This is a genomic window from Asaia lannensis NBRC 102526 (assembly GCF_024054035.1).
Classification (GTDB): Bacteria; Pseudomonadota; Alphaproteobacteria; order Acetobacterales; family Acetobacteraceae; genus Asaia; species Asaia lannensis.
This window is the reverse complement of record NZ_JAMXQU010000012.1, coordinates 39888-58543: the sequence shown is the minus strand read 5'-3', so window position 1 is coordinate 58543 and position 18656 is coordinate 39888. Positions and strand designations below refer to the sequence as shown.

Annotated in this window: 20 protein-coding genes; 10 read left to right on the top strand and 10 right to left on the bottom strand. The window is 58.0% G+C overall.

Annotated elements, in window-relative coordinates; genetic code table 11:
* Positions 1–22 precede the first annotated feature (22 nt).
* Positions 23–784 carry a JAB domain-containing protein gene (locus NF685_RS13150; RefSeq protein WP_252849968.1) on the top strand — a complete coding sequence of 254 codons (762 nt, stop codon included), beginning with the start codon at positions 23–25 and terminating at the stop codon, positions 782–784.
* On the opposite strand, the gene NF685_RS13145 is transcribed toward NF685_RS13150, so the two are convergent.
* From NF685_RS13145 to rpmE, 6 genes are all read right to left on the bottom strand, one after another.
* Positions 755–1936, bottom strand: coding sequence for a 5-(carboxyamino)imidazole ribonucleotide synthase (locus NF685_RS13145; RefSeq protein ID WP_252849967.1), 1182 nt, complete (start codon positions 1934–1936; stop codon positions 755–757). The two genes, NF685_RS13150 and NF685_RS13145, sit on opposite strands and share 30 nt — an antisense overlap.
* Positions 1933–2460, bottom strand: a complete 528-nt coding sequence (gene purE / locus NF685_RS13140; protein ID WP_222547483.1) for a 5-(carboxyamino)imidazole ribonucleotide mutase — start codon at positions 2458–2460, stop codon at positions 1933–1935. Before purE ends, NF685_RS13145 begins: the two co-directional genes overlap by 4 nt.
* Positions 2461–2661: a DUF465 domain-containing protein gene (locus tag NF685_RS13135; RefSeq protein WP_222547482.1), complete on the bottom strand. Its 201-nt coding sequence runs from the start codon at positions 2659–2661 to the stop codon at positions 2461–2463. It lies immediately after the preceding gene.
* A gap of 76 nt (positions 2662–2737) precedes the next feature.
* On the bottom strand, positions 2738–3322 hold the full coding sequence (locus NF685_RS13130) for a DUF1013 domain-containing protein (protein ID WP_222547481.1): 585 nt from the start codon (positions 3320–3322) through the stop codon (positions 2738–2740).
* 214 nt (positions 3323–3536) lie between these two features.
* The gene (locus NF685_RS13125; protein ID WP_252849966.1) at positions 3537–4058 is read right to left on the bottom strand and encodes an Hsp20 family protein; all 522 of its coding nucleotides are present in this window, start codon (positions 4056–4058) and stop codon (positions 3537–3539) included.
* 159 nt (positions 4059–4217) lie between these two features.
* Positions 4218–4451, bottom strand: a complete 234-nt coding sequence (rpmE, locus tag NF685_RS13120; protein ID WP_222547479.1) for a 50S ribosomal protein L31 — start codon at positions 4449–4451, stop codon at positions 4218–4220.
* A 233-nt stretch (positions 4452–4684) separates the two neighbouring features.
* Between rpmE and mscL the strand changes: the two genes are divergently transcribed.
* Together mscL and NF685_RS13110 are read left to right on the top strand one after the other, a co-directional pair.
* Positions 4685–5143, top strand: a complete 459-nt coding sequence (gene mscL / locus NF685_RS13115; RefSeq protein WP_222547478.1) for a large-conductance mechanosensitive channel protein MscL — start codon at positions 4685–4687, stop codon at positions 5141–5143.
* A 154-nt stretch (positions 5144–5297) separates the two neighbouring features.
* A complete protein-coding gene (locus NF685_RS13110) occupies positions 5298–5684 on the top strand; it encodes a hypothetical protein (RefSeq protein WP_252849965.1) in 387 nt (128 codons plus the stop codon).
* 72 nt (positions 5685–5756) lie between these two features.
* On the opposite strand, the gene secF is transcribed toward NF685_RS13110, so the two are convergent.
* Entirely contained in the window at positions 5757–6701 is a 945-nt protein-coding gene (gene secF, locus NF685_RS13105) for a protein translocase subunit SecF (RefSeq protein WP_222547476.1), read from the bottom strand.
* Between the two features lie 4 nt (positions 6702–6705).
* Positions 6706–8253, bottom strand: coding sequence for a protein translocase subunit SecD (gene secD, locus NF685_RS13100; protein WP_222548475.1), 1548 nt, complete (start codon positions 8251–8253; stop codon positions 6706–6708).
* A 165-nt stretch (positions 8254–8418) separates the two neighbouring features.
* On the opposite strand from secD, the gene NF685_RS13095 reads away from it, so the two are divergent.
* A complete protein-coding gene (locus NF685_RS13095) occupies positions 8419–9408 on the top strand; it encodes a Gfo/Idh/MocA family protein (protein WP_252849964.1) in 990 nt (329 codons plus the stop codon).
* 86 nt (positions 9409–9494) lie between these two features.
* On the opposite strand, the gene NF685_RS13090 is transcribed toward NF685_RS13095, so the two are convergent.
* Positions 9495–11315 carry an ABC-F family ATP-binding cassette domain-containing protein gene (locus NF685_RS13090; protein ID WP_252849963.1) on the bottom strand — a complete coding sequence of 607 codons (1821 nt, stop codon included), beginning with the start codon at positions 11313–11315 and terminating at the stop codon, positions 9495–9497.
* A 50-nt stretch (positions 11316–11365) separates the two neighbouring features.
* Positions 11366–12109 (bottom strand): PhyR family response regulator anti-anti-sigma factor, encoded by a 744-nt coding sequence (locus NF685_RS13085; RefSeq protein ID WP_252849962.1) that lies wholly within the window; start codon positions 12107–12109, stop codon positions 11366–11368.
* Positions 12110–12300: 191 nt separating this feature from the next.
* On the opposite strand from NF685_RS13085, the gene NF685_RS13080 reads away from it, so the two are divergent.
* The 6 genes from NF685_RS13080 to NF685_RS13055 all read left to right on the top strand — a co-directional run bounded on the left by NF685_RS13080 (position 12301) and on the right by NF685_RS13055 (position 18645).
* Positions 12301–12774, top strand: coding sequence for a sigma-70 family RNA polymerase sigma factor (locus NF685_RS13080; protein WP_306414250.1), 474 nt, complete (start codon positions 12301–12303; stop codon positions 12772–12774).
* A 136-nt stretch (positions 12775–12910) separates the two neighbouring features.
* Positions 12911–13489 (top strand): sigma-70 family RNA polymerase sigma factor, encoded by a 579-nt coding sequence (locus NF685_RS13075; RefSeq protein WP_222547472.1) that lies wholly within the window; start codon positions 12911–12913, stop codon positions 13487–13489.
* 202 nt (positions 13490–13691) lie between these two features.
* A complete protein-coding gene (locus NF685_RS13070; protein WP_252849961.1) occupies positions 13692–13877 on the top strand; it encodes a NepR family anti-sigma factor in 186 nt (61 codons plus the stop codon).
* A 134-nt stretch (positions 13878–14011) separates the two neighbouring features.
* Positions 14012–15730, top strand: coding sequence for a sensor histidine kinase (locus NF685_RS13065; RefSeq protein WP_252849960.1), 1719 nt, complete (start codon positions 14012–14014; stop codon positions 15728–15730).
* A 448-nt stretch (positions 15731–16178) separates the two neighbouring features.
* Positions 16179–17228, top strand: coding sequence for a glycosyl hydrolase family 8 (locus NF685_RS13060; protein ID WP_252849959.1), 1050 nt, complete (start codon positions 16179–16181; stop codon positions 17226–17228).
* Between the two features lie 646 nt (positions 17229–17874).
* Positions 17875–18645: a cellulose synthase operon protein YhjQ/BcsQ gene (locus NF685_RS13055; protein WP_252849958.1), complete on the top strand. Its 771-nt coding sequence runs from the start codon at positions 17875–17877 to the stop codon at positions 18643–18645.
* Positions 18646–18656 lie beyond the last annotated feature (11 nt).

Genomic DNA, 18656 nt, shown 5'->3' with positions numbered 1-18656 from the left:
ATAAATAGTGGCGGAGAAGCCGTTGAAAGAAATTGAACACCAGCTAGGCGTCAGGGTCGATGTGCCGCTCGCCGCAACGCCCTTATTCGGGCACGACCAGCAGAACTGGTCCGAAATACCTCACATGGCCTTGCGCGATGGGCAAGGCCCAGTTCTCTCCGATGAGATCCTGCTGAGGCTTTTTCTGGGTTCGGTCGGGGTCGACGTGCAAAGCTGCCAGGCATTGGCCAACAATCTTTTGACCCGTTACGGTTCTCTGGCGGCTTTCTTTGCGGCAGATGTGCGTAATCTGGCCGGCGTCGTGCTGCCCGAAACGCATATGGTGTCCACAATCCGGCTACTGCACGAAGCTGCCATCAGGGTCAGCCGTGCGCGTATGGGACGCGGGGACATTCTGTCGGACCCGAAATCCATGCTCGACTATCTCAAGTCACGGCTGGCACGCGAACCGATCGAGCAGTTTCGTATCCTGTTTCTCGACCGGCGGAACTGCCTTCTTGCAGATGAGGCGCAGACACGCGGTACAGTCAATCATACTCCTGTGTATCCAAGGGAGGTCGCGCGCAGGGCCATGGAGATAGGCGCCAGAAAAATCGTTCTGGTCCACAATCATCCGAGCGGCGATCCGACACCGTCGGATGGCGACATCGCCATGACCCACGATACCCAGCGCGCAGCTGCGCTGATCGAAGTGGAGATTGCAGATCACATCATCATCGGCAATGGCAGTTCGATCAGCTTCAGGGAACTGGGTCTACTCGACAATCTCCACTCGCTCGGATGACGCGACTTCAACGATATCCGCAGTTGCGCGTAGCGGTTCGAAGCGTGCATCGATCCCGTAGGGGCCTGGGAGGGCACCGAGCGGGAACAGGGCATTGATGTGGCCCATCTTTCGGCCTGGGCGACAGTCGCTTTTGCCATAAAGATGCAAGGCAAGCCCCGAACCGGCCAGCGTGTTCTCGCATAGCGCCATGCCCTCCGGACCGATCAGGTTTTTCATAACCGCATCGCTATGGCGGCATGGATCGGGGAGGGGGAGATTGGCGACGGCACGGATATGCATCTCGAACTGGTCGATCAGGCAGGCATCCATGGTCCAGTGGCCAGAATTATGCGGACGTGGGGCAATCTCGTTCACCAGCAGCGAGCCATCCGCTGCGACGAACATCTCAACACCCATAATGCCGACGAGACCGATACGGCATGCAATGTCACGTGCCAGAGAGACGGCTTCGCACGCCAGTGCAACGGGAACGCGTGCAGGGGCAAGGCTGACGTCGAGAATGCCATCGCGGTGCTGGTTCTCGGTGACCGCGAAATTCTGGATATCGCCGCGTGCATTCCGCGCAACCATGACACTGAGCTCGCGATCGAAATCGACAAACCCTTCAGCGATCAGCGGGTAGGGTAGATCGCGTGTCAGTGCCTGCAGCGTCGCAGCATCCTGTATCCTGAACTGTCCCTTGCCGTCATACCCGAACCGGGTTGTCTTGAGCAGGAAAGGAAAGCCCAGCGTCTCGGCAGCGTCTGCAAGCTGTGCGGGCCCAGCCACCGACACCCAGGGTGCGACCGGGATTTCATTCTCGCCAAGAAAACTTTTCTCGAGAATACGATCCTGGCTGATGGCCAGGACGGCGCCCGCAGGATGGACCGGGCAAAGCGATGCCAGCAGGTCGAGCCCTTGTGCCGAGATATTTTCGAATTCGAAGGTGATGACATCCACGCTCTCGGCGAAGCGTCTCAGTACGGCCTCGTCATCATAGGCGCCGATTGTGACCTGCCGTGCGGTATCCTGCGCTGGCGGGTTGGGCTCTGCACTCAGAATGTGCACGTGATAACCCAGTCGGGCGGCCGCTACGGCGGACATGCGTCCCAGCTGCCCGCCACCGATGATCCCGATTGTCGAACCGAGAGGAAGTCCGCTGTGGCTCATGATTCGGGTGAATCTGCCACGGAGGCGGTCTGCATTGCGCGCCATGTATCCAGACGCGCGCGTACGCCCTCATCCTGAAGGGAGATGATTGACGCCGCGAGCAATGCCGCGTTGATCGCGCCCGCCTTGCCGATGGCAAGCGTACCCACAGGAACACCGCCGGGCATCTGGACGATGGAGAGGAGTGAGTCCATGCCCTTGAGTGCGTGGGACTCAACCGGAACGCCAAGCACCGGCAGTGTCGTCCATGCGGAGACCATGCCCGGTAGATGAGCGGCACCCCCGGCACCGGCGATGATGACCTGAAGCCCGCGCCCACGACCCGAACGGGCATAGTCTGCAAGCCTGTCAGGTGTGCGATGGGCAGAGACGATTCGTGTCTCGAAGCTGATATCGAGCTCGGCCAGTTTTTCGGCGGCGAAGCTCATGGTCGACCAGTCGGACTGGCTTCCCATGATGATGCCCACACGCGGTGTCTGGGCCAGATCCGTCGTCTGACGGTAGAGATCGAGATCTTCGCTCATTCAGGCAATATCATCCGGTATCAGACGGTTTTCGATAAATATGATCTCGTCCTTCAGCAGCAGCTTGCGCTTTTTGAGGCGCTGTAGCTGCAACTGGTTTAGCGGATGCTGAACGAGACGATCGATTACCGTATCAAGATCGCGATGTTCGCTGCGCAGTTCATGCAGACGGCGAAGCATGACTTCATGATCAACGAGCATCAGGTTTTTTCCGCTTCATATCCGGTCGCTAACCCCGAAATCCTACACTAGGGAGAACGACCGGCGCCATCTCTTCTTAATTCTGAGCGTCGTCGAAATCTGACATTTCTGCGACGACAGGAACGCTGTGACCTTCACGGGCAAGGCGCTCGTTGGCCGCCTGAACGGCAGCGTTCAGGTCCGTCTGGCTGCACAGGCCCAGAATCACCGGATCGCGCGGCTTGATGTTGGCGCTGTTCCAATGCTGGCGATCGCGCACCTTGGCGATGGTATCCTTGGTGGTGCCGAGAAGCTTGATGATCTGCAGTTCGGAAAGCTGCGGGAACTGACGCAGCACGAAGGCGATCGCATCGGGGCGGTCGTTGCGTCGTGCAATCGGTGTATACCGTGCGCCTTTGGCGCGGCGTGCCACCGGATTGGCTTTCGGGGACAGCTTGAGGCGCAGATCCGGATTGCCTTCGCAGCGCGTGATCTGTTCTTGGGTCACCTGATTGTTCTTGACCGGATCGTATCCGTTGATCCCGGCAGCTACTTCACCATCGGCGATCGCCTGCACTTCGAGCGGATGCATGCCGCAGAATTCGGCGATCTGGGTGAAGGTGAGGGCGGTTTTGTCGATCAGCCATACTGCAGTGGCTTTCGGCATAAGCGGCAAGGTCATCTCGGTCTATCCTGCATGAGGAGCGCCGCTCCAGCAGGCACCGATTGAAATGTCCTTCCCCGGCGGGCCGGGGTCGTCTGCGCGGCACCTGCTGGATGCATTGCAAAGTCTGCGCTGATATGGTCCGGCCATGGCTTGAGGGTCAAGTCCTTCCGTAAGAATTCCACAAAAAACCATGCCTCGTCATGCCTGTGGCACAACGAGGCATCCCTCATCAGACCGCGTGATGAGCGGGTGCAACCGCAGTGCCGGCTGCGGGCACCGGCATGGCCGTCATCGTTGAGAAAGGCCGGCTATCGTTGGAGGCGGCGTCCTGACCGCGCGTGACGGGTATGCGTCTGGGCTTGAGTGCTTCCGGCATGACCTGACGGATCGATACAGTGAGAAGGCCGTTGTGCAGGTCCGCGCCTGTAACCTCGACATGATCGGCAAGGGCAAAGCGGCGCTCGAAAGCCCGTGTTGCGATACCTCGGTGCAGCAGCTCTCCATCCGAGGCTCTGCGCGGGACATTTCCCTTGATGATCAGTTGATTCTCGGCCAGCAGAACCTCGATGTCGTCCTGGCCGAACCCCGCAAGTGCCATCGTGACGCGATAAACGTCATCCTGCGACTTTTCGATATTGTAAGGGGGGTAGCTTGCATGGGCTGGTGCATTCGACACAGCGTCGTCGACGAGCCGTGCCAGACGATCGAACCCGATGGCAGACCGCAGAAGCGGTGCGAAATCGTAAGACATGATGAACCTCCTTCAAGGCAGATCCTGAACAGCGCCTCCATGATGGCAGACGCAGACAACATGACAGTGAGATACGGACCCCGTTCGGGCATCCGCTCACTGTGCATGTAGGATCGTTTCCGGACAGGACAAGGCCCTGTCCGGGAAGGAGCGCCTGGATTACTTCTTGGCGGAGCGTGCCCCGATGCCGGCAAAGCGCTTGTTGAACTTGGCAACCTGCCCCCCTGTGTCGAGCATGCGCTGCACGCCAGTCCAGGCCGGGTGGGACTTCGGATCGACGTCGAGACGGAGCGTGTCGCCAGCCTTGCCGTAGCAGGAATGCGTCTTGAACTCCGTACCATCGGTCATGATGATCGTGATTTCGTGATAGTCAGGGTGAATGCCGGGCTTCATAGGAATATCCTCGTTGAAATGCTCCGATGCCGACCGGAGCGGATGCGGGGGCTATAACGGAAAGAAACGGATTGGGAAACGAGAAAAGCGCAGAAACTTTTGCCTCGTGACTGTTTTGTCTAGTCGCGCTCCGGCTTTTGTCTCACATCGTGAGGCAGTCTCCCGGTCTTCACCGAAGGCCGCAGGGGTGAGCCACCTCTTCTCACATCGTTCCTGAAGGAAAAAAACCAACGATGGCCGATCTCCGCTCGAAGCTACACACACCCGGCTGGATCTCCGAATTCCAGAAATTCATCATGCGTGGCAATGTTATCGACATGGCCGTCGGTATCATTGTCGGTGCGGCCTTCACGTCGATCGTAACCAGTCTCGTCAAGGATATCCTTACACCGGGGATCGGTCTTCTGACGGGCGGGATCGATTTCTCTAACATCTTCATCACGCTGAAGGGGCCTGTGCTTCCTACGCTGGCCGAAGCCCAGAAAGCTGGCGCCGTTACGGTCAATGTCGGCGTATTTCTCAATGCCGTGATTCAGTTCCTTATCGTGGCATTCGCCGTGTTCTGGCTCATCAAGCTTGTGTCGCGTTTCCAGCACAAGCAGGAAGCGGCTCCAGCCGCGCCGCCAGCCCCCACGAAGAGCGAGGTTCTTCTGACAGAAATCCGCGATCTCATGGCCCGTGACGCCAAGTAGGATCTTGTCTGCAGATCCGTCCGGCGGCTCGATGCCCAATCACCCGGGCGTTCGTTGCCGCGCTTTCGGCTGCCTGTCGCTGCATTGTGGTATCCGTTAAATCGCTGAAGCGTCGGCGCTTGGCGTGACGCATAGAGTGGCGCATGATCGTTTCATGCGCCACGCCCATTCTTCCGCTATCGCCTTTATCTCGATCGCTCTGACCGGTCTTGCATTGTCCGGCTGTGCCGACAACACAGGCGACAGAATGATGCACTCGCGCTCACCGAGCGTTCTCCTGACGAGCTACGCCATCGCCAACGGCATGGCTGAACACGGCATGATCACGAGAATTCTGCAGCATCGCGCGACCAAGACCGATATCGCCCGACTGATCGCCATCGATCACAATACGTGGCAGCTTATCCGTCAGGCCGCTTATTCCCCGACAGATGCGAATTTCGCTCTGGCCGATGACGGTATCCGGCAGATACTCGGCTACGCTACGCCCGTGCCCCAACCGCAGGTTGACTCCTCCATACAACAGAAAACCGCCCCATGAGGGGCGGTTGACTGAACGCTTCTGCCCCGGCTGTTTCAGGCCGAGTGTGGCGAGGGGAACTGGGCGCGTCTATCAGCCATTCGCGACCTTGCTGCGGCGCAGACGCTTTTCACCCATGAGGAGAAGCAGCGGTGCAGCAATGAAAATCGACGATGACGTGCCAACCACAATGCCGAAGAGCATGACCGTGGCAAACCCGGACAGGCTCTGACCGCCGAAAATGGCAAGCGGCAGAGCCGCAAGGAATACGGTCATCGATGTGCCCAGCGTACGGTTAAGAGTCTCGTTGATCGACAGATCGAGCAACTCGCGCAGCGGCATGGTCCGGTATTTGCGCAGGTTTTCGCGCACGCGGTCATAGACGACGACCTTGTCGTTGGTCGAATAACCGAGGATCGTGAGGATCGCGGCCACCATCACCAGATCGAACTGAAACCGCGTAATGGCAAGGAAGCCGATGGTCTTGGTCAGGTCGAGCACCAAGGTGATCACGGCACTGAGCGCAAACTCCCACTCGAACCTGATCCAGATATAGACCAGAATCATCGCAAGGCTGAGCCCAAGTGCAAGCAGGCCGTTGCGAAACAGCTCAGACGAGACTGAGGCACCGACAGCGTCTGCGCGCAGTACCTGCGTGCCAGGCTGAGCCTCGACCACCGCGTTTCGCACGGTATCGACAAGCTTTTGCGTGTCCGCATCCTGATGGGGACCTGCAGGCGGCGTGTCGAGCTGGATCAGGACATCATTGTCGCCACCGAAGCGCTGCAAACCCGCAGCCGACACGTTATGGGCCGCAAGAACCTGTCGCAGACGATCGAAATTGGCTGGTCCCTGCGTTTGTGCCTCGACGACGATACCGCCGCGAAAGTCGAGGCCGAGTTTGAGGCCTGGCACGAAGAACAGGACGACCGAGATCGCCGAAAGGATGGCCGAGGTTGCAAGACCCACATAACGGCCTCGCATGAACGGAATGTGCTTGTCATCACGGACGAAGCGGAAGAGGGGACGTAAGATCATCGCTTCAGACCGGCAGTTCTGTGGGACGGGTGAGGGCATACCAGCGAACCATCAGCAGACGTGACAGAAGCATGGTGGTGAACAGGGTGGTCACGATACCGATGGTGATCGTCAGGGCAAAACCACGCACAGGACCGGTACCGAACACGAAAAGCATCACATGGGCCAGAAACGCCGTCGCATTACTGTCGATGATGGTGGACGATGCCCGTTCGAACCCGGCCTGCATGGCCGCGAGCGGCGTGCGACCGCGCTTCACTTCTTCACGTATGCGCTCGTTGATCAGGATGTTCGCATCCACTGCCATACCGAGCGTGAGAAGCATACCGGCCATGCCGGGCAGGGTAAGCGTTGCCTCGAACAGCGAGAGGATCGCGATCATCAGCACAAGATTGGCCAGAAGAGCGATATCTGCGTAGAGGCCGAACTGTCCGTAGAACAGCAGCATGAACAGGATCACGAGAACAAAGCCAACGCCCAGGCTGATCGCTCCTGCCTTGATCGAATCGGCGCCGAGCGACGGGCCGATCGAGCGCTGCTCGATGACAGCCAGGGGGGCGGGGAGTGCGCCGGCACGGAGCATCACAGCGAGATCGGTTGCCGTCTGTGCGGTGAAATTACCCGTGATCTGGCCATTGCCCTGTGTGATCGGGGTACGAATGACCGGTGCCTCGATCACCTTGTTATCGAGCACAATAGCAAAACGTCGGCCGACATTTTCTGTGGTCGTCTGGGCAAAGGCCCGCGCACCCGCGCGGTTGAACGAGAAGGTCACTGCCCATTCGCCGGATTGCTGATCGATCGACGCCGCTGCATTCGTCAAAGCCGCACCGTCGACGGCAACGTGGTCGAGCACGGGCAGCATGGCACCAGTGCTGACGTCCTGCATCATCGTGGCACCCGGTGGTGCTACGGCCCCGCCGGCTGTGTCATTGGCCAGGAGACGGAAGGTCATTTTGGCCGTCGTGCCGAGCAGACGCTTGATATGCTCCGGGTCGCTGATGCCCGGGAGTTCGACGACGATGCGATCGTCCCCCTGACGGGTGATTTCCGGGTCGACTGCACCCGTACCGTCGATACGACGACGCACGATCTCGATAGACTGACCGACTGCCTCGCGTGCACGCTGCCTGAGTGCGGCCTGATCGAGTGTCAGCACGATACGGTCGTTATCGACCGAGGCGGACACATCGCTACCGGAGCCTGCGACCGATGACAGCGCGTTGAGGCTAGCCTGCTGTTCGTTTGCGTCGCGAGGCAGAAAGCTCAGCGTGCGTGCCGTCGCATCCTTGCGGAAATCGCGATAGCCGAGGTTTTTCTCGATCAGAACCTGCTTGGCCTGATCCTCAAGCCCCTGCAGGCGGTCGTCGACCAGGCTCTGCTGGTCGAGTCGAAGCAGCAGATACGAACCGCCACTGAGATCTAGACCCAGATGGATCCGATGCCAGGGCAGATTCGCCGAAGGCGCACGCATGAAATTAGGCAGGCAGAGCAGGAGGCCGAGGAAACAGACCCCGAGAACTCCAAGCATGGTAGGCCGACTATAGTACATCATCGAACGGGGCGGCGTCCTTCTTGCAACGACCGGAGGTGTGAGGCTACCGCAGGGCGGTCAGGCTGCGGGAAGATGCAGGCAGGCGCTCCGCGTTGCAACCTCCCACAACGCCCTGCTACACCAAAATTCATGAATTCAGACGCGCATAGACCGGGAAAACACATGCTGAAGGTCGGAATCGTCGGTGCTGGCCATTTCGGCCGGTTCCATGCTCTCAAGGCGCGGGATTGCCCGAGAGAAACCCTGGTCGCCCTGTATGACCCCGATATGGAGCGTGCTGCTGTTGTTGCCCGTGAAGCGGGATGCAGCGTGGCATCGAGCCTGCAAGAACTGATTGCGGCCGTCGATGCAGTCATTGTCGCGGCACCGGCTGAACAGCATTTTCCTGTTGGAGCAGCCTGTCTGCAGGCAAAGCGACATGTTCTGGTCGAGAAACCTATCGCCGCCACACTGGAAGAAGCGAAAAAACTTGCGGCCTTGGCTGCGGAAAACGGTGTCGTGCTTCAGGTCGGCCATCTGCTTCGGTATTCGTCCGAGCACCGGGCGATATCGGAGCGTATAGGCAAGCCGCTTTACATCGAGGCGACCCGCATCGCGCCATTCAAGCCGCGTGGGACCGACGTTTCCGTTATCCTCGATCTGATGATTCACGACCTCGATCTTGTGTTGTCCCTGGTCGATTCACCGATCGATTCAATCGATGCGGTAGGCGTTGCGGTATCGAGCGAGCATGAGGACATTTCCAATGCGCGTGTCCGGTTTGCCAATGGCTGTGTCGCGTCGATTTCAGCAAGCCGTATCTCGCTGAAAACGGAACGCCGCATGCGCGTGTTCTCCGAAGAAGGGTATCTTTCGGCCGATTTCATGCAGCAGGAGCTGACCATGATCGGTCGCAAACGCGGCCTTCCCTTGCCCGGGACGGGCGGATTCAAGCGAGAGGCTCTGCGCTGGAAGGATTGCGACTGTCTTGCTGCCGAGCACGACGCCTTCGCGGCGGCCTGTCTCGACGGCGCGCCTATTCTTGTTGATGCAGAGGCGGGCATCAGGGCGCTGGATGCCGCAATCAGGGTAAAGGCAAGCATGGATGAGACCCGCGCGCGCATGGAGGCGTCTGGGCTGATACAGCTTGCCGAGCATCTGCCGGTCTCCTGACGTTCGACTGGCGGATATGAGGCGCCCTGGGTGTCGCATCATATCCGTTGCGTGAAAGGAAAAGCGCGGTGAAAAGGCAGGTGCGATCAGGCGCCGGTCGCGAGGTCTTCTTTCTTGATTTCCAGAAGAAGCCATTCTTCCTCCGCAGCGGTCAGTGCCGCCTCGGCTGCCGTTAGCGCTTCCGTGGTTTTGCCAAATTTGGCTGGGTCTTTGGCGTAAAGAGCCGGATCGGATAGTGTCTCGCGCAAGGCAACGATCTGCTTTTCCAGCCTTTCCATTTCCTGAGGAAGCTTCTCAAGCGCAAGCTTGTCTTTATAGCTCAGCTTTTTGCTGCTTCTATCTGATTTTGCAGCATTCTTATCTTTAGTGCTCTCAGGTTTGATATCTTGTGATGGCGTGCCACGTTCGGCCGGTGCAGCACCCCCGGTCTGTGCCAGCATGTCGCTATACCCACCTGCATACTCGATCCATTCCCCATCGCCCTGAGCAACGAGTACGGAGGTGGCGACACGATCGAGAAAATCGCGGTCATGGCTTACAAGCATGACCGTGCCGGGATAATCGTCGAGCATCTCCTGCAGGAGGTCGAGCGTTTCGAGATCGAGATCGTTTGTAGGTTCGTCAAGAACGAGAAGATTGGAAGGCTGAGCGAGGGCGCAGGCAAGAGCCAGACGGCCTCGTTCCCCACCCGACAGCACGCCCACGGGCGTACGCGCCTGTTCCGGGCGGAAGAGAAAATCTTTCATGTAGCCGATGACATGGCGCTTCTCGTTGCCGACCTGCACCATGTCTCCGCTTCCGCCAGTCATGGTATCGGCAAGCGTCATCGTGGGATCGAGGCTGGCGCGACGCTGGTCCAGTGTCACAAGAGAGGTCGAGGGTCCGATCTGGATCCGTCCGCTATCCGGTTGATCCTCGCCCGTAAGAAGGCGCAGAAGCGTCGTCTTGCCCATACCGTTTGCGCCCACGATCCCGAGACGATCGCCTTTCAGGACGCGCAGATCCAGATCGCGGACGATCGTTCGATCGCCGAAGCTTTTGGTGACATTCTCTGCCACCGTGGTCAGTTTTCCGGTGCTCTGCGCCTCTGAAACGCTCAGTTTGAGCGCGCCTCGGAACTGGCTCGAAATTTCCTTGCGTCTTGAACGCAAGCCCGCAAGTTCCGCCACGCGACGCACGTTGCGCTTGCGTCGCGCCGTGACGCCGTAACGCATCCAGTCTTCCTCGCGGGCAATCTCCCGATCGAGCTTGTGCGCTGCCAGCTCCTCAAGGGCGAGCACCTCTTCGCGCCAGTCCTCGAACCGCGCGAAACCCTGATCTAGGCGGCGCGTGACGCCCTGCTCCAGCCAGACCACAGCACGCGACAGGGTTTCAAGCAGTCGCCGGTCATGGCTGATAACGATCATGGCAGATCGCATGGCAGCAAGCTCTCGCTCGAGCCATGTGATCGTGGGCAGATCGAGATGGTTCGTCGGCTCATCGAGAAGGAGCAGGTCCGGACGGGCGGCCAGAGCGCGGGCGAGGGCGCAGCGTCTCGCTTCACCACCGGATAACGTGAGTGTCGTCTCGTCTCCTGTCAGCCCGAGCTCGGCGAGCATGCTGCGCGCAAGGTAATCCTCCTCGGGGGGGAGGTCCTGCGCCACGTAGTCGTAGCTTGTGGCAAAGCCCGTCAGGTCGGGCTCTTGTGGGAGATAAACAACCTTGATGCCGGGCTGGATGAAACACTGCCCTGAATCGGGAGTGATCTCACCCGCCGCGATGCGCAGCAGGGTCGATTTGCCGGAGCCGTTGCGCCCGACAAGGCAGAGCTTCTCGCCCGGCGCAACGCCGATTTCGGCGCCATCCAGCAAGGGGCGTCCGCCGAGAGTATAGACGATGTCGCGAAGATGAAGGATCGGTGCAGCCATGCGCCCTATGTGTCGCACAGCTTCGCTCTATGCAAGCCGGTCCGATGGGGTCAGATGGCTTTCAACCCGCCGGTTACGGCCTGATAGGTCGTGATGGCAAGGGTGGTAGGCTCGAAAGGCTTGGTAATGATGAAAGAGGGCTCTTCCTGCTCGCCGGTAAGAAGGCGTTCGGGATAGGCGGTCACGAAAATGACAGGGGCCTGATGATCTTTCATGATCCGGCCGACCGCATGCATACCGTCTCCGCCGCCGCCCAGATTGATATCGGCGAGAATGAGACCCGGACGTGTTTCTTTCGCCAGTCTGACCGCATCGGCCTCGGTATAGGCGACCCCCGCAATACGATGCCCGCATTGCTGCACCACATCCTGGATGTCCATGGCGATGATCGGCTCGTCTTCGATGATCAACACGCTCGTTTCGGCTACCGAGCGCAGACCCTCGTTCGCTTTGGCGATATCGGCGAGGATTTCGCTCTCGCTGCAGTCGAGAATCAGGGCAACAGCGCTCAGGGGCACTTCTTCGAGCGATGTCAGGAGAAGGACGAAACGCTGTGTGAGCGTAAGGGAGGAAGACGCGTGCGACGCTTCGCTTTCGGGACGGAAACACGCGATGACAGACCTGTAGAGTCGATAGCGGACACCAATATCGTGACCGCCCTTCCTGTTTGCCATATCCCTGATTGCCAGGGCAACGAGTTGATCGCCCTGTTTCTGATTGCCTTCAAGAGCCCTTGCAAAACGTCGCGCAAAGGGCAAGGCTTGTATCAGGTCTTGGCGCTCTGCATCGACCATTGGAAAACGAAGCTCCGAAAAATAATTCGCGAACAAAACGCGGTCTGTCGCGTCACGATGGCACTTTTTCGGATTTGAGCAAAGAGGAATGCACGTTTGCGGCCTCAGGGAGAGAAAAACTGAGTGCTGACGATCTGAGCCGGGTACCGAAAAAGGATGGCCGCCGAGACCCTGTAAGGCGTGGCATCTCCGTGCATCTTGCCGATCTGCGCGGCTTCGCACGCTATCTCACGCGCGAAGCCAGTGCGGCGGACGATCTCGTTCAGGACACGGTGCTTCGTGCGCTCTCCGCGCGTGACAGCTTTGTCGACGGGACAAACATCAAGGCCTGGCTTTTCACCATCCTGCGCAATGTCTTTTACGAGCAGCGCCGGCGACGTGTAAAAGAGACTGAGATACTTGGGGAAATCTCGCGCGGCAGTGAGGGCGATGTCGCGGAACGAGACAGCTTTCAGGACGGGGTGATGGACCTGTCGCAACTTCTGTGGCGCCTGCCCGATATCCTTCGTGAGGCACTTATACTCGTAGGCGCCCAGGAACTCAGTTACGAGGAGGCCGCGTCTATATGCGACTGCCCGGTCGGGACCATGAAAGCGCGTGTTTCGCGTGCACGCGGGCAACTGGCGGAACTTGCATCTGTGCCGCGTGAGTCAGGGCAGGCCTGATCGGGCGAGGGGCTCGTTCCCGAACCGCTCAATCACTCTTCGACAAAAAATTTCAGTTTTTTTTCGAAGCATGCAACCTCTTTGTCGTGCCGTTCATTGATCCGTTGAAAAGCACCGAGCGAAGAAGGATTTTCGCATGACCAGCTTCCATGACCAAGTTATCCAGATTCTCCCCAAGCTGCGTATTCAGGCTCTGTCCCTGACCCGCAATCGCGCCGCAGCAGAGGATCTGGTGCAGGATGCGGTCTGCAACGCCCTCGCCGCGCAGGACAGCTTCATTCCTGGAACAAATTTCTCTGCGTGGATGCATCGCATTCTGCGCAACCGTTTCATCTCTGACCTGCGTAAGCGTCGTGAGACGACGGATATCGAAGATGTGCCCGCATCGTCCTTTGCGAGCAACGCGACGCATGAAGACAGCCTTGCACTCAAGGATCTGTCGATGGCGCTGTCCCGTCTCCCCGCTGACCAGCGCGAAGCGCTCGTTATGGTCGTGGTGCAGGGCATGAGCTACGAGGCTCTTGCCGAGGCAACGGGTTGTGCAGTCGGCACGGCAAAAAGCCGCGTCTTCCGCGCTCGCCGCCAGCTTGAAGCCTGGATGACCGGCGATCTTCCCGCCAACGACAAGCTTCGTGTCAAGGTTGCAGCGTTGCGCGCCACGCTGGATGATCGCCGCCGCAAGGGGCTGAAATCTGACGATCTTTTTACTTTCTGACCGGTTGTTGCGATGATGTCGCTGCATCACAAGGTGCAGTGATTTTGGAGGAATTGAGGGGAATGGGCTTGCTCATTCCCCTTTCGGCTTGGTGAGGCTTTTCTTCTCTTCAAAATGCGATGATTAGACCTAGCTCGTGCAACTTGGGCGCTGGCACATTGTTAAGATTGCATCGACCTGTTTCATGTTTCGAGGTGACGCTATGACTGGGGGAAAGGACGGCACGCCGGAGAAGTCCCGCCAGAAGGACGCGTCTTCGGATAAAGAAAATCCGTTCGATCTCTGGCTCAAACGTGGTCTCCACCAGCTCTTTGACGATGTGGCGAATGAGCCGATCCCGGAAGAGCTGCTGCGCCTCATCGAGGAAGATCGTGACGATCAGAAATAGAATGACTGGTCGTATCTACGAACACGAATGCAGTCGCTAAAAGGGTTGGCCGGTTGAAGAATGCACCGTCATCCCTCCCAGTCAGGAAGAAAGGCCTGCGTGGGCGCCTACTCGATACGGTTGGCTCCCGCGTCATGGCACTCATTATCTGCACGTCGCTCCCCTTGGCATGCGTGGCAGGATTTCTTGCATGGCATGCCTATCTCGCGACCTCGGATAATAGTTTCGCCCGCACCCGCGCGGAAGCTTTCAGCGCTCGACATGAAATCGCGACAGATCTCGGGCGCGCTCAGGGTGCGCTCGAAACACTTTCACAGATCACCCTGCATGAAGAAATTGCCTCCCGTGCGTTTCAGCTCGTGCAGTCAATCAGCCAGCAGCATTACTGCTCTCTCAATCTCGTCGATCGGGCGGGCAAGATCGTTGCCACAAGTCGTGGTAGCGAGAAAGACGGCAACCCCTGCCAGGGCAACCTGCTCTCACTTGCTTCGGCTACAGAAAATGCTATAGCGACGCGCAACGATGTGCATTCGGGCGATAATGGCTCGACTGTTGTGTTTCTCGGTTCCACACCGCTCGTGCGGTCTCAGATCAAGCTCGATTATGTCGACAGGTCTGGTGAAATCGTTCCGGGGCAGCTGATTGCTTTCCGGCCTCTCATTAATGAGGAGCTTCTTGCTGGGGGACAGTATGCACATTCAGCGAGCGACAGTGCGACGGGCACGACCGATCTATGGCTCTACACGGGTAAAGGCGCACCTCTACCTTTGACCCCTGTCCAACATCTGCCGATGCCATGGCCCAAAGAAGTTGATAACCGGCTCGAGGGAAACCTCAAACAGCATCGTATGAGCGATCAGTTCGAGATCGACGATGTCTATTACACGCTTATGCCCGGATATGGGCCGACGAGCATCGTCGCCGTATCGGCAAGAAGCGCTGCAGAAACGAGAGCGTTACAGCTTTTCTTGGCGCGTGTAATGCTGATCGTTCTGATCCTTGTTGTAGAGTTATTGCTGGTTGCTCTGGCCGCACAGCGCTATCTGGTCGAGCCAATGGAAAAGCTCGCGGTCAGTGTGGCAGACTGGCGCCGTCACGGAACATTCCAGCCGGATCTGCCAAAATCACTCCCTTTCGAGATCCGCCAGATGGAACGCGCCTTCAATCGCGCGACCAGACGTCTGGACCGTCATGAAGCGCGCCTGCAACGGGCGACGAAACAGCAGGACCTGCTGATACGAGAAATCCATCATCGTGTTAAAAACAACCTGCAGATCGTGGCATCGCTTCTCAATCTTCAGGCTAACCGTATCAAACTGCCGGAAGCGAAGCAGGAATTCCACCTGGTAAGAGATCGTGTGCGCTCTCTGGCCACACTCCATAGGTATCTTTATCCTGAGGGTGGATTATCTTCCCTGGATGTACGCTCCTTTCTTGAAGAGCTTGCCAGCCAGATCTTCACGGCGAACAATCAGTCGAACCGGGGGCGTATCAGTCTCTCCCTCGATATTCACGATCTTCCCGTAACGCCTGATCAAGCGGTGCCCCTTTCACTCATTGTGACTGAAATCGTGACCAACGCGCTTCGTTATGCCTTTCCCGAAGGGCGAACCGGCGCAGTTCTGATACAGCTTCATCGTGAAGACGACAGGGCCCTTCTGCTCATACAGGATGATGGAGTGGGCCTCGCGTTCCCCAGTGAAGGTGAGAACGACAAGCGCGAGGGAATTGGCCTGCAGCTTGTGCGTGGATTTGCCCGTCAGCTGGGTGCGACACTCGATATCTCATCCGAGGGTGGAACACTCTATCGCCTGGTATTTCCAATAACGGCGCCGCGCCGAAATCTCGCCTGAACGACTGAGTGCGAACCATCGTTTTAGCATTTTGTCGTGGGTTGTTGCTTCCGGGTTACTGTTCTGACATGCAGCTGGCCCCAGCGTGTCGTTACTGCCGATCTCAGATCAGGAATTCAGAACGGTAATCGACTGTATAATGAAAATACCGCCCCGTGGTGGCGGTGCTTCGTCGTGCATAGGGCTATCCATAGCTGGGTGATTACAGCTTATGGCAAGAAAAACTCGATGCGGTCGATGGAAAGGGGAAGTCAAGAAGAAGACGTTAAAGGGTAATTAACGATAGGGCGCAATCAAGCCAAATCATAAAAAATTCTATGCAGTGTTTTTTGCATTTTAATGAAAGTTTTTACGAAAACGCCCTAGGTATTGACGAACCTTGCTGAGAAATAGCATGCTCCGACTAGTGAGCCCAGCCGATATGCTGTGCCTTATCGGAAGATCGTTAATGTATCGTTCACTGGTCAGACGTCGTTTCTGCAGCGTCTCGCTTGCTCTGGGGGGCTCAGCCTTGTCCGGGGCAGGGGCGCATGCCCAGTCGAACGGTCTCGGAGACCCCGATTGGGATCTCTACAAAAAGCGTTTCATGCGTCCGGAAGGCCGGATCGTCGATACCGGCAACCACGACATGTCCCATTCCGAGGGGCAGGGCTATGGAATGCTTTTCGCCGCGACATTCAATGACCGCGCCGCGTTCGAAACGATATGGAACTGGACCCGCTCCAACCTCAAGCACAGGGACGGAAGTCTTCATAGCTGGCGTTGGTCCCCTACGCCGCCTCATGTGGCCGACACCAACAATGCGTCGGATGGCGATCTCATGATCGTCTGGGCGTTGCGGCGAGCGGCTCTCTTGTGGCGTGTGGAGGCTTTTACCGAGCAGGCCAAGGCAATTTTGGCCGATCTGTCGCAGAAATGCGTCAGGCGTGTCGGCAGCAGGCTCGTCCTTCTCCCCGGAATGAAAGGATTCGACCGTCCCAAATCCGTGACCGTCAATCTTTCTTATTATCTCATGCCAGCCCTGATACGTGCAGCACTGCTCGATCCTGGGGGGCCGTGGAAAACCCTGATCGATCATGGGCAACAGCTGTTGCAAACCAGTCGGTTCGGTCTTTGGGGACTGCCTCCCGACTGGCTGGCGATCGACCGGAAGTCCGAGCGTATTTTTCCGGCTCCGGGGTTTCCGCCGCGGTTTTCCTACGATGCCATACGTATCCCCCTTTACTTCGCATGGGGAAAGCGCTTGCCAAGCACGTTGAGGCAATCGCTCTATGCTGTCAGTCAGAACTATTCGATGACGGCACTACCCGGCTGGATAGATCTGATGACGGGAGAGCGGTCGGCCTACAATGCTCCCCCGGGATTTCGTGCCGTCTATCTCCTTTCCCTGAGTGGCGCCGACGCTCTTGCCGATCTGCCAAGCCTCAGTGAAAGCGGCGATTACTATTCAGCTTCTCTCACATTACTGTCCAGAATTGCGTCTATGGAGTTGGTGTGATGCCAGATACATTCAGATTGCTGAGCGAATCCTTCCAGGATCAGCCTCCGGAAGCTGAAAGCGAGGGCTTTCACGATTTCAACGCGTTGTCGCGTATCGCGACGGTTCAGCCGAACGGACCGGAGAGCGATGAAAAGCGCCTCCGGAAACCCGAAATACCACCGCTCGCACCGGCGGATATATCTGCCTCTACCATCGCCGATCATCAGTCGGCTCAGGTGCAGGACTCACAAACACGGTCGGCATCCTGCGTTTTCGATAGACAGAAACGAACTGAACCGCCTCAGTCGAGCCTGTCATCGCCGCGACCGGCATCGTCGATGTCGCAGATGGGGACTGGGGAAAGGCGCGAAGAGCCCGGTGAGGATCGGCTGTTTTCTTCCGGGGGGATTGCGGCACGCGATGCATCGCAGGCAAGATCGACAATTCGCCCAGAGAATGAGTCGTCAAAGCAACGAAACGACAAAGAAACGTTGCGTCAAGCAAACGCAAATGCAACAGCGTGGCGGCAGCTTCCGCTTTCGGAGCTTATGACGCGGCTAAGATCGGCTGCGCCCAGCAAGGGCGGCGTGCAGAGACGCCTGCATGGCATGTTTCGCAAGTAGTAACCGATTTATTCCGATCAACCGGGACCAAGAACAGCAAGATGACTCTGATTTGCGTGGCTTCTCCAAAAGGAGGTGTTGGAAAGACGATGGTGGCGGCGCATCTGGCTGATGAACTGCGTAGGGCGGGCGCATCTGAGGTCATTGCAATTGACCTGGATCCTCAGAATGCTTTGCGGCTGCATTTCGGCGTTCCCGTGGCGCACAGGTTCGGATTGTCTGGATGCATAGGTAGCCACCTGCCATGGCAGGACGCGGCCATTCGTACATCCAGCGATATTCTGCTCTTTCCTTTCGGTTCGCAGCCTTTGCATGCCCGGGCCGAGTTCGACCACGTTATACGCAATCGTCCGGATCTGATCGTATCCGAAATCGGTGCCCTCGCACGCCAGCCCGAGACGGTCGTGATTGTCGATACATCCCCCGGTTATTCGGTTGCTTTGTCCTCCATCCTGCCGCTGGCCGATATCGTTCTCTCCGTCATGACCGCAGAAGCATCGTGTATCTCGCTCGTGCCGGAGATCCACTCGGCGAGCTGCTACGGTATCAGCGCGGCAAAGGCTGCCCGTTTCGATCATCGTGTGGTGGTTAATCGTTTCGATCCGCTCAATCGGGTCAGTGCGATGGCCATGCCCCAGATCGTACGCCGTTTCGGTACCATGCATCTCGGAACGATCTGCCGCGATGAACATGTGGGCGAGGCCTTTGCGAGCCAGAGGCTTGTGCAGCATTACGCGCCTTATTCGCGTGCCGCTGCAGATATCGAACTCGTCGGAACCCGTCTGATCCAGACGATCAACGGCCTGCAATGAGGCGAGAAGAC

Excerpts from the sequence above, each read along its gene's own strand:
- NF685_RS13055 (WP_252849958.1), top strand. The coding sequence starts at position 17,875 with ATGACTCTGATTTGCGTGGCTTCTCCAAAAGGAGGTGTTGGAAAGACG.
- NF685_RS13085 (WP_252849962.1), bottom strand. The coding sequence starts at position 12,109 with ATGGTCGATGCAGAGCGCCAAGACCTGATACAAGCCTTGCCCTTTGCG.
- secF (WP_222547476.1), bottom strand. The coding sequence starts at position 6,701 with ATGATCTTACGTCCCCTCTTCCGCTTCGTCCGTGATGACAAGCACATT.
- NF685_RS13060 (WP_252849959.1), top strand. The coding sequence starts at position 16,179 with ATGTATCGTTCACTGGTCAGACGTCGTTTCTGCAGCGTCTCGCTTGCT.
- NF685_RS13075 (WP_222547472.1), top strand. The coding sequence starts at position 12,911 with ATGACCAGCTTCCATGACCAAGTTATCCAGATTCTCCCCAAGCTGCGT.
- NF685_RS13065 (WP_252849960.1), top strand. The coding sequence starts at position 14,012 with ATGGCACTCATTATCTGCACGTCGCTCCCCTTGGCATGCGTGGCAGGA.
- secD (WP_222548475.1), bottom strand. The coding sequence starts at position 8,253 with ATGTACTATAGTCGGCCTACCATGCTTGGAGTTCTCGGGGTCTGTTTC.
- NF685_RS13145 (WP_252849967.1), bottom strand. The coding sequence starts at position 1,936 with ATGAGCCACAGCGGACTTCCTCTCGGTTCGACAATCGGGATCATCGGT.
- NF685_RS13135 (WP_222547482.1), bottom strand. The coding sequence starts at position 2,661 with ATGCTCGTTGATCATGAAGTCATGCTTCGCCGTCTGCATGAACTGCGC.
- NF685_RS13130 (WP_222547481.1), bottom strand. The coding sequence starts at position 3,322 with ATGACCTTGCCGCTTATGCCGAAAGCCACTGCAGTATGGCTGATCGAC.
- rpmE (WP_222547479.1), bottom strand. The coding sequence starts at position 4,451 with ATGAAGCCCGGCATTCACCCTGACTATCACGAAATCACGATCATCATG.
- NF685_RS13090 (WP_252849963.1), bottom strand. The coding sequence starts at position 11,315 with ATGGCTGCACCGATCCTTCATCTTCGCGACATCGTCTATACTCTCGGC.
- NF685_RS13095 (WP_252849964.1), top strand. The coding sequence starts at position 8,419 with ATGCTGAAGGTCGGAATCGTCGGTGCTGGCCATTTCGGCCGGTTCCAT.
- NF685_RS13070 (WP_252849961.1), top strand. The coding sequence starts at position 13,692 with ATGACTGGGGGAAAGGACGGCACGCCGGAGAAGTCCCGCCAGAAGGAC.
- mscL (WP_222547478.1), top strand. The coding sequence starts at position 4,685 with ATGGCCGATCTCCGCTCGAAGCTACACACACCCGGCTGGATCTCCGAA.
- purE (WP_222547483.1), bottom strand. The coding sequence starts at position 2,460 with ATGAGCGAAGATCTCGATCTCTACCGTCAGACGACGGATCTGGCCCAG.
- NF685_RS13110 (WP_252849965.1), top strand. The coding sequence starts at position 5,298 with ATGCGCCACGCCCATTCTTCCGCTATCGCCTTTATCTCGATCGCTCTG.
- NF685_RS13125 (WP_252849966.1), bottom strand. The coding sequence starts at position 4,058 with ATGTCTTACGATTTCGCACCGCTTCTGCGGTCTGCCATCGGGTTCGAT.